This is a genomic window from Chloroflexus sp. (genome assembly GCF_034432675.1).
Lineage (GTDB): Bacteria > Chloroflexota > Chloroflexia > Chloroflexales > Chloroflexaceae > Chloroflexus.
On record NZ_DAOUBI010000046.1, the window covers coordinates 21,647 to 30,611 of the forward strand.

The following is an 8,965-nucleotide window of genomic DNA, read 5'->3' on the forward strand; positions in this document are numbered from 1 at the left end:
CTCAGACGTTCGCAACATAAAGCTTTCTTCAACGGCTGTTCGCGAAAGGAGAACCGCTCTTGAGCCACTTCCACCGGAAGCGATTGTTGATCATTGCTACGTTTGCCTTCATCCTTTCGTCCACCATCGCACTGGCGAACGATCTACCCTACCGGCAGTGGGTACCGGTGATTTTCGGTCCATCACCTGAACCACAATACCTTATCAATGCCCCCTACTTTCCGGTATCCAGCGTCACTAACGAGCGGTTTGAGCAGATGGCAATCTTCTGGTTTGGGCAGCTCAGCCGCAGTACAAACTATACCGATGTTCGAGTCGGTTACAACGACAACGCCCTTTTCCTCTACCTGGCCAGTTTTGATCGTCAACTCTGGTACGATACCACCCCATCAGCAACCGATCTCACTGCCTGGGATGCGGCCACACTACTGATTGATACTGCCAACGGTACCCAGCTTAGTGCAGCCAGTTTCCGGTTTGTAGCCCAATTACGCAACGGCAATACCCCCGACCCCGCGTATCAATTGAGCCAGCGTGGCACCGGTGGAAGCTGGACAACCACCGCAGTCGCTTTCTCGTCGATTCCCGGCTGGCGCGGTGATCGCCTGAATGACAATAATGACAGCGAAGATCGGGGTTGGGCGATGACATTCCAGATTCCATTCACCAGCCTTGGCCTCAGTGGCCGGCCACCCGATGGCACGCGCTGGCGGATGGCCCTGATCCTACACGACCGCGATGATGCTACCGGCAGCTCGATACCCAATCAGGTATGGCCGCCGGCACTGAATGCCAGCCAGCCGTCAACCTGGGGTGGGATCAGGTTTGGGTTACCGGTCTACACCCCACCATCTGTCAGTGCCACGCAGACATTTCAAATCCGCCACGGCCTGAATGGGGTTACCGTCATTGATGCCGGGATTGGCGGTGTCAATTCCTACATGTGTGATGACAGCGGCAATTACTGGGATACCTGGCCCAACCGACCCCGGCCAGACAATCAGGCCGACATCAGCATCCAGAACCAGGCCGATATTGCCGACTGGCCGTGCTTCGCGAAGTACTACATCACCTTCCCCCTCACGTCGCTGCCACCAAGTCGCACGGTGATTTCAGCCACATTGGTATTGAGTCAGATGGGTAATGCGGAACCTGCCCAGGCGCAGCGTTCCCTCATCCAGGCCCTACTGGTCGGCGAGGATTGGAGTCCGGCAACCCTCACCTGGAACAACGCCCCACTGGTGCGCGAAAACATCGGCTCCGGCTGGGTCGATCCCATTCCCGGCTTCCCCGGCGACTGGACACGACTGCCGAAACGAACCATTGACGTGACGCACGGGGTGGTTCAGGCGTATACCAGCGGCCAACCCTTGCGGCTGGCACTCTACTCCGCCGACAGTGCCTACCATAGCGGGAAATACTTCGTCTCCAACGGCACCGGCGACTGGAACGCTGCCAACCGCCCGACACTGATTGTCGTCCTATCGCAGTAATTCCCGGTTGTGTCTATATACACCACCGAGACACAGAGGATACAGAGGGGTTTACGTATTCTCCGTGCCCTCTGTGCCGCTGTGGTTTGCCTCTATCCACCACCGAGACACGGAGGACACTGAGAGACGGATATCATATCAAGTCTGCTTTACCTGAAGTCATTGCTCGTGAGCGAATCATCACGCCGGTGATGACGGATCCAGCGTGGATACAGTTTTCGGGCCAGATTACCCGTGACGCATCGTTTGGCGTGCGGCAGCCGTGCTGCCGCATCCACCGCACGTACCAGCAGGCGCTGGTCGTAGCGCATACCGGTGCCGGTACGTGACCCTGGTAGTCAGGCCGGCAGCCTCTCTCACCATCGAGCACGCTGTGATCTTTACCTCTCTGTGCCTCTGTGGTGCAATTAAAACCACCGAGACACAGAGGACACAGAGAGTTTTACGTATTCTCTGTGCCTCTGTGGTGCAAGACAAACTACCGGCTTCGCACAGTATCGTTACCGATCCGGTTGCAATACCAATCGCTCACCGTCAACCGTGCCGCTGAAGCGCATCGGTATATCGCCAGTCTGTTGCCACAGCGCCAGATAATCGCTGTAACGATTACTCAGCACATTACCGGACTGGCCGGTCGTGTGGATGAAGCGCGACTCCTCGAGATTGGCGAAGTCGATAATCTGGCGGTACGACGGTGCGTTGTATTGCAAATACCCTTCGTTCAACCGCATTGGCGCAACATTGACGGTGAAACTATCACCACCAGTAGGTGTCCGTCGCTCGAAGATGCCGCGTAGCGCCCCGACCTGACTGAACGGGTTATGGGGGAAGACAGCCTGATGGACCCGATCCCAACGCCAACGGCTTGGATCTTCTTCACCCTGTGCCGTTGCCATTGCCGCTAACCCTTTGCTGAACGCAGTGGCAAGGATTGCTGCACAATCCTCGGTTATATCTATGGTCTTGACATTATCGCACCACTCTTGCCGGCCTTCCAGCAACACTCGCCGTAACGCCATTGCTGCGAAGTCACGCCGATGCCGGTACGTTTCGTTGAAAAATTCACCCAATTCGTCGGCAAAAACAGCTTCGAGGAGGGCATGGTAATATCCCTGAAAGATTGCCGCCGCTGCACTATCACCGGCCATCGTGCCATCCCAACTACGTAACAGTTCCAGGGCCGCAGCTTCACGCGGCTCGTTCGGGGTCACCTCGCGTAGTATCGGTAACAATTCACGCGCATGCAGCGATACCACATCGCCGAGCATTGCGCGCATATCGGCAACCGTCAGCGCCGATTTCTGCTCGATCAACTCGATGATCCGCTGGGCACGGTACGGCGCTGCCCACGATGTCCCCAGCAGATAGGGGTAGTTGTCACCCACCACCTGGTTGTTGGCAGTTACAATGTAATCCTGCGCTGGATTGTAAATCTGCGGTAACTCGGTAAATGGGACGTAGCCGATCCACTCATACTCATCTGTCCAACCCGGTACCGGAACGCTGCCATCGCCATTCCGTCGGATTGGGACCAGCCCCGGCGCGTAAAAACCAATATTTCCCTCAACATCGGCGTAAACGAAGTTCTGCATCGGCGCCTTGTAGTCGCGAAGGGCTACAACAAACTCCTGCCAGTTGCGGGCACGGTTGAGATTGATAAATGCGCGTAAGGTAGTATCTTCTGGATCGAGGGCTGTCCAGCGGAAGGCTAGCGGCTCATCTATATCTTCCAGGACATCACTAATCACCGGGCCATGGCGGGTAATCCGCACCGTGAGCGTCACCGGCTCGGAGTCCTTGACCGTGATGACTTCACTGATGAGTGTGACCGGTTCACGCCTACCGTTGTGCTCGACATAATTTTGGGCGTCGATTCGCTCGATGTACAAATCCTGCACGTCCGGGCCGGTGTTCGTCACCCCCCATGCAATCCGTCCGTTATGCCCGATCACCACTACCGGCAGACCGGGAAAGGTCGCGCCAATGGCATTGATGGTTGACCCCTGCACATGGGCTAGATACCAGATGGAGGGGATGCGATTGGCGAGATGCGGATCGTTGACCAGTAATGGTTTGCCGCTAGCCGTTCGGCTCCCGCCGATGACCCAGTTATTGGAACCGGCCAACTGGTCGCCGATGCGATTGATAAATAGAAGTTGGTGAGCGAGATCAAGCATGCGACGAGTTGTTTCCGGCTTGAGATGCGTGTGAGGTGTGTCGGCAGCCGTCGCTGGTGAGACAACCCCGTCGGCGGACATAATGATCGGGCCATCAGAGGTATATGATGGCATCAGAAAGGCGGCATCTTCAGGCCCGATCTTTGCGATCAGCGTTGCCCGCATCAATTCATTGCTCCAGTTACCACCGAGGTCCCAGGCCATCATCTTTGCCCATACCAGCGAATCGACAGGCTGCCATGGCTCCGGTTGCACGCCCAGGATCAAAAATTCAGGCGGCAAGACCGGATTCATAGCCAGGAACGCATTCACCCCGGCAGCATACGCCTCTAACAGCGCAATCGTCTCACTGTCGAGGCGTTCGAGCGCACTCTGGGCGGCACGGGAGACGCCAAGGGTGCGCAGAAACTTATCGGTTTGCAGGGTGGTTGCACCGAAGATTTCCGACAGACGGGCATGACCGATTCGGCGTTGTACCTCCATCTGCCAGAGCCGTTCCTGCGCATGAACGAATCCTAGTCCAAAGACGGCATCGGCGTCGGTCGTACCGGTAATATGGGAAATGCCATCGCGATCTCGAACAATCGTGACCGGCCCGCTTATCCCGCGTACGTGCATGTCACCATTGGTTTGCGGTAGCGAGCGGCGTAGCCAAAGATAACCACCGCCCCCACCAAGCACCACGACAATCAGTACCAGTAGTATTGCCCAGCCGATAAAGCGTCGTTGCAACCGCATTGTTGCCTCTCTGTATATTCGTGATCTCAGAATGTGGTGCGTATTGTAACACACCTGTTACATTGAGGTGCAGATGATTAAGGCACACATACCGCCTGTAGGGGCGGGTTCTAAACCCGCCTACAACCCTCCCCACAAAACCCGCCCCTACAGAACCCGCCCCAATGGTAATCCTGGCGAGGACGAGGCGTACCGCTAACGTACCGGTAGGGGCGCACGGTCGTGCGCCCCTACTATTACCCGGTACAACAGGCAAATACTCTCATAATGCAAGATGTCACGTCCTGCTGATGTACCGTGTCTGCATTCAAGTAAGCGTTCTCACCGTGGCACGGGCTATCACCCACGCTAGCGGAAGATCAACAACCGCAATCCATTCAACACCACAATAATTGTACTTCCCTCGTGACCAACCACACCCAACGGTAGTGGCACCCCCACAGTCAATGTTGTCAGCACCAGCACCACGACCACCGCCAGCGCAAACACGATATTCTGCCAGACAACGCGCTGGGTCTGGCGGCTTAACCGCAGGGCGTAGACAATAGCACTTAGATCGTCGCTCATCAAGACCAGATCGGCAGTTTCGAGTGCCGCATCGGTGCCGGCAGCTCCCATAGCGATGCCCACTGTTGCTGCTGCCAGCGCCGGCGCATCATTCACACCATCACCGACCATCGCCACCCCACCATAGCGTAGCCGAAGCTGCTCGACAAGCTGTAACTTATCAGCCGGTAACAGCCCGGAGTACACCTCATCAATCCCCAACCGCTGGGCCATTGCTTCAGCCACCTGTGGATTGTCGCCGGTCAGCATCACGATCCGCTCAATACCGGCTGTGCGCAAGGCGGCAATCTGTCGGGCTGAGTCAGGCCGCTCGCGATCCATCACCGCTACTAGCCCCAACCACTGCTGAGTGCGCCAGACAAACAGCACACTCCCCCGCCCCTGCTTCATCAGTTCATCGGCCTGCGCCAGCAAATTCGCGGGTACCTCAATCCCAAATTCGCGGAAGAGCCGTGGCGATCCAACCAGCGTCTCTCCCCCATCCCAATGAGCACGCACACCCATCCCGGTCACTGCGACAAACTGCTCTGGGGGAACAATCGTAATCCCACGCTCCTCAGCCGCCTGCAAGATGGCCCGCGCAATCGGATGCTCTGACGGCTGTTCGGCACGGGCGACAATCGTGAGCAATTCGTGCTCACTCAAGCCGTTCATCGGCACGAGATCGGTCAGCACCGGTTTGCCAAAGGTCAGAGTGCCGGTTTTGTCAAAGGCAATCACCCGTACCCGACTCAACTCTTCCAGATGCACACCACCTTTAAAGAGCACTCCCCGCCGGGCACTGGCGGCAATCGCGCTCAACAATGCCGCCGGCACGCTAATGACCAGGGCACATGGTGACGCGACAGTCAGCAGCACCATCCCGCGATAGAACGTGTCGGTGAACGAAGTACCGCTGATCGGTGGCATCAGCAGAATAAACAGAGAAACCGCCCCAATCACGCCAATCGCATAGCGCTGTTCGAAGCGTTCCAGGAAACTCTGCGAGCGTGCCTTGCGCGACTGGGCTTCACTCACCATAGCGATAATCCGGGCCAGCGTGCTCTCACCGGCAGGTTTTGTTACCCGTACCTCAAGCGCACCGGTCTGGTTGAGCGTACCGGCCAACACTGTCATCCCCGGCCCTTTATATACCGGCATCGACTCACCGGTGATCACCGATTCATCGAATGTACCTGTACCACGCTCAATCACCCCATCAAGCGGAACCCGGTCACCGGGGCGCAGTAGCATCACATCGCCAACCTGCACCTCTTCGATAGCAACATCATACTTGCGGTCGTGCCGACGGATACTGACCCGGTCAGGCCGGAGCTGCATCAGTGCCGTAATCGCCTGCTCGGTGCGCCGCATGGCATACGCCTGCAACACATTGCTCAGCGAAAAGAGAAAAAGGAGAATTGCTCCCTCACTGAATTCGCCAAGGTAAGCCGCCCCCAACGCAGCCAGCACCATCAGCAGATCAACTTCAATCGTCCATTCTTTGAGCGCGTCAATAATGGCACGTACCGCGTAAAAGCCGCCGAAAAAGTAAGTGGCAATATGAACTGCCAGAATGAGGCCGGCCGGTGCCTGCGCACCCTCTAGCCAGATACCGGCAACAATCCCGATCAGCGTCAACACCACAAAGGCCGGTTCCAGGGTTTCATCCTGGAAGATTTGGGTAAACAGCCGTCGAGGAGTAATCCGCGAAGTGGTGATCATTCGTATAGCTCCTCTCTACTGCCGGGTCGGACACCGATCACGAGTGCAAAACCTGGCGATCCTCTGGATCGAGACGGGCCAGCAAATCTTCGCCAAGACGGGCAAAAATGCGTTGGGCGAATAGTTCCATCCAGATAAACTGGCGCGCAATCAAGACCATATTGCGGTTGGTCGTAACCGTGGCGGTTGTGGCAAGATGACCGGAAGCGATCAAAAATTCACGCTCATCGGCGACCAAGATCAGCGTCTCAACCATTCCATGCAGCTCGGTCTCTCGTTTCGGGTGGCGTACAACCTGCCCAAACGAAAAAGGTGCTTCACCGGTCAGAATCACTCCTAACGCTACCCCACGTTCGTGGGCAGCGGCCAGTGCCGGATAGAGTACTTCTACGTCGGCATCAGTCATCACTAGCATCAACTCGCGTTGAGCGCTTTCGATCAGATCACGCGCTGCGGCCAGTGCTTCACGCCGACCACTGAAGTTCCAAAGCCGATCACTCTCTTCGTGGTGAAACAGTGGCATCAATTGCGTGCGCAGTGTTTCAGCCCGTTCACGCGCCTCGCGCTCGTAGCGGTCGAGCAGGATTACCGGTGAAACCGGACGATAGAGCGTTGCCTTTTCTTCAACCGATTTGAGCACAGCACCACGTCCTTCCAGCCGTCCTAACGCCTCATAGACCATTGACCGTGGAATACCCGCCAGTTTACTGATCTGATAGCCGGTAGCTGGATACTCGGTCAATAATGCCAGGTATACCCGTGCCTCGTACTCAGTAAGCCCCAGCGCCGTCAGTTGTTCCAGTAGATTTGCGTTCTCCATAGTTGTTCATTTCCAAACTACTAATATTGTACTGCTCGCCGCAAGATTCGTCAAGAGAGACTTTACAAATTCTGGTCACCATCCACACACAAAACGATGATGGATGTCACCGAAGAAGGTTATTCTCTGCGCTGCAAGTGTACCAGATGGTGCCGGAAGGCTTGTTGATGGACGATTGAGCAGCGCTTCGGCCAGAAACGAGCGCAGCACCTGCCACGCCTCACCCGCCGCGCCCCTCGCAGTAATCGAATCGATACCACCCACAAACGCATGCGGCTGATCGGGAAAGATCACAAAGCGGGTGGTTACACCGGCAGTGCGCAGATTCTCTTCAAGCTGTGCCACCTCACTGAGCGGAATAGAAGCATCGGCGCCACCAAAAATACCGAGGACTGGGCCTTGGATCTGACGCAATACTGCCGGTTCGACATCTGCCATCCCATAAAAGATGCCCGTAGCTGCAACCGCCGGGTTGTGCAATGTGTAGAGTAGTGAAGTCCGGCCCCCATAACAAAACCCGATCACGGCAATCCGCTCGGCGATCACATCAGGCCGTGCGCTCAACCAGGCAAACACTGCATCGAGATCGGCCAGAACCTGTGCTGGCGGTGTGGTTGTCACCTGGTAAATTGCGCGCGGAATCCAGGTTGTACTGGCACCACGAAATGTGTCAGGTGCAACTACCAGATAGCCGTCGGCAGCCAATGCTGTTGCCTTCTCGATAATATCCGGGCGTAGTCCCCACCACTCGTGGATCATAATCACCGCCGGATGGGGGCCGGGTGTCGATGGTTCGGCCACAAAAGCCCGAATCGGACCGTCAGGACCGGGGATGATGGTATTCGTCAGCGCCTCTACCCGTCCACCCCCAATCAACGCATCCATCGGGATACTCACGATCAACGCCAGCAGCCCGATCCCCAGCACAGCACCGATCCAACCGACAACTCGCTTTAATTGTTGCACACTTGCCTCCTCGCATTGACAGTTCATTGCTGATCATGTATACTCTACACCGAAACGACTCCGTAGCTCAACTGGATAGAGCGTCAGCCTCCGGAGCTGAAGGTTGGTGGTTCGAGCCCACTCGGAGTCGCCATCCAGTAACCCACTTCTGACGAAGTGGGTTTTTTGATGTCATATTGTGCCCGGCAGCAATGCTGGAGCTGTTAGCAGTTCATCTAGAACTTATCTCGTCAAAGCTATACTATCGTACTACCCGTCCGTCGTACAGGTGCATGAACGCTTACCAATCGCCAAACGCCAGTATATCCTGCTCCCAGGCGGCCGGTATGGCAGCGAGGAGGGCTACCGCCCATCTCTAGCGCCATCACTTTTTGGATTGGTTGCCTTGCCCGCGCGGCATGCGCGTGTGGCGCGGTGTAGAGTGCGGCAACCATGCTGCCGCAGCAGCCGTGTTCACAATCCGGCACGTGGTACGCCGTTGACCCTGCTGTACCATCTCT

At 56.5% G+C, this 8,965-nt stretch carries 5 protein-coding genes and 1 tRNA gene; 2 read left to right on the top strand and 4 right to left on the bottom strand.

Annotation, left to right across the window (positions count from 1 at the left end):
* The first annotated feature begins 59 nt into the window (after nt 1-59).
* The gene (locus tag VAE55_RS04025) at nt 60-1,493 is read left to right on the top strand and encodes a DNRLRE domain-containing protein (protein WP_322814523.1); all 1,434 of its coding nucleotides are present in this window, start codon (nt 60-62) and stop codon (nt 1,491-1,493) included.
* Nucleotides 1,494-1,993: 500 nt separating this feature from the next.
* On the opposite strand, the gene VAE55_RS04030 is transcribed toward VAE55_RS04025, so the two are convergent.
* The 4 genes from VAE55_RS04030 to VAE55_RS04045 form a co-directional block, all read right to left on the bottom strand.
* Entirely contained in the window at nt 1,994-4,408 is a 2,415-nt protein-coding gene (locus tag VAE55_RS04030; protein ID WP_322814524.1) for a penicillin acylase family protein, read from the bottom strand.
* Nucleotides 4,409-4,756: 348 nt separating this feature from the next.
* Nucleotides 4,757-6,679 (bottom strand): heavy metal translocating P-type ATPase, encoded by a 1,923-nt coding sequence (locus tag VAE55_RS04035; protein ID WP_322814525.1) that lies wholly within the window; start codon nt 6,677-6,679, stop codon nt 4,757-4,759.
* Between the two features lie 37 nt (nt 6,680-6,716).
* Entirely contained in the window at nt 6,717-7,499 is a 783-nt protein-coding gene (locus VAE55_RS04040; protein WP_322814526.1) for a TrmB family transcriptional regulator, read from the bottom strand.
* A gap of 75 nt (nt 7,500-7,574) precedes the next feature.
* Nucleotides 7,575-8,465 carry a dienelactone hydrolase family protein gene (locus tag VAE55_RS04045; RefSeq protein WP_322814527.1) on the bottom strand — a complete coding sequence of 297 codons (891 nt, stop codon included), beginning with the start codon at nt 8,463-8,465 and terminating at the stop codon, nt 7,575-7,577.
* 56 nt (nt 8,466-8,521) lie between these two features.
* Between VAE55_RS04045 and VAE55_RS04050 the strand changes: the two genes are divergently transcribed.
* Nucleotides 8,522-8,598, top strand: a tRNA-Arg gene (locus VAE55_RS04050).
* The last annotated feature ends 367 nt before the right edge of the window (nt 8,599-8,965 follow it).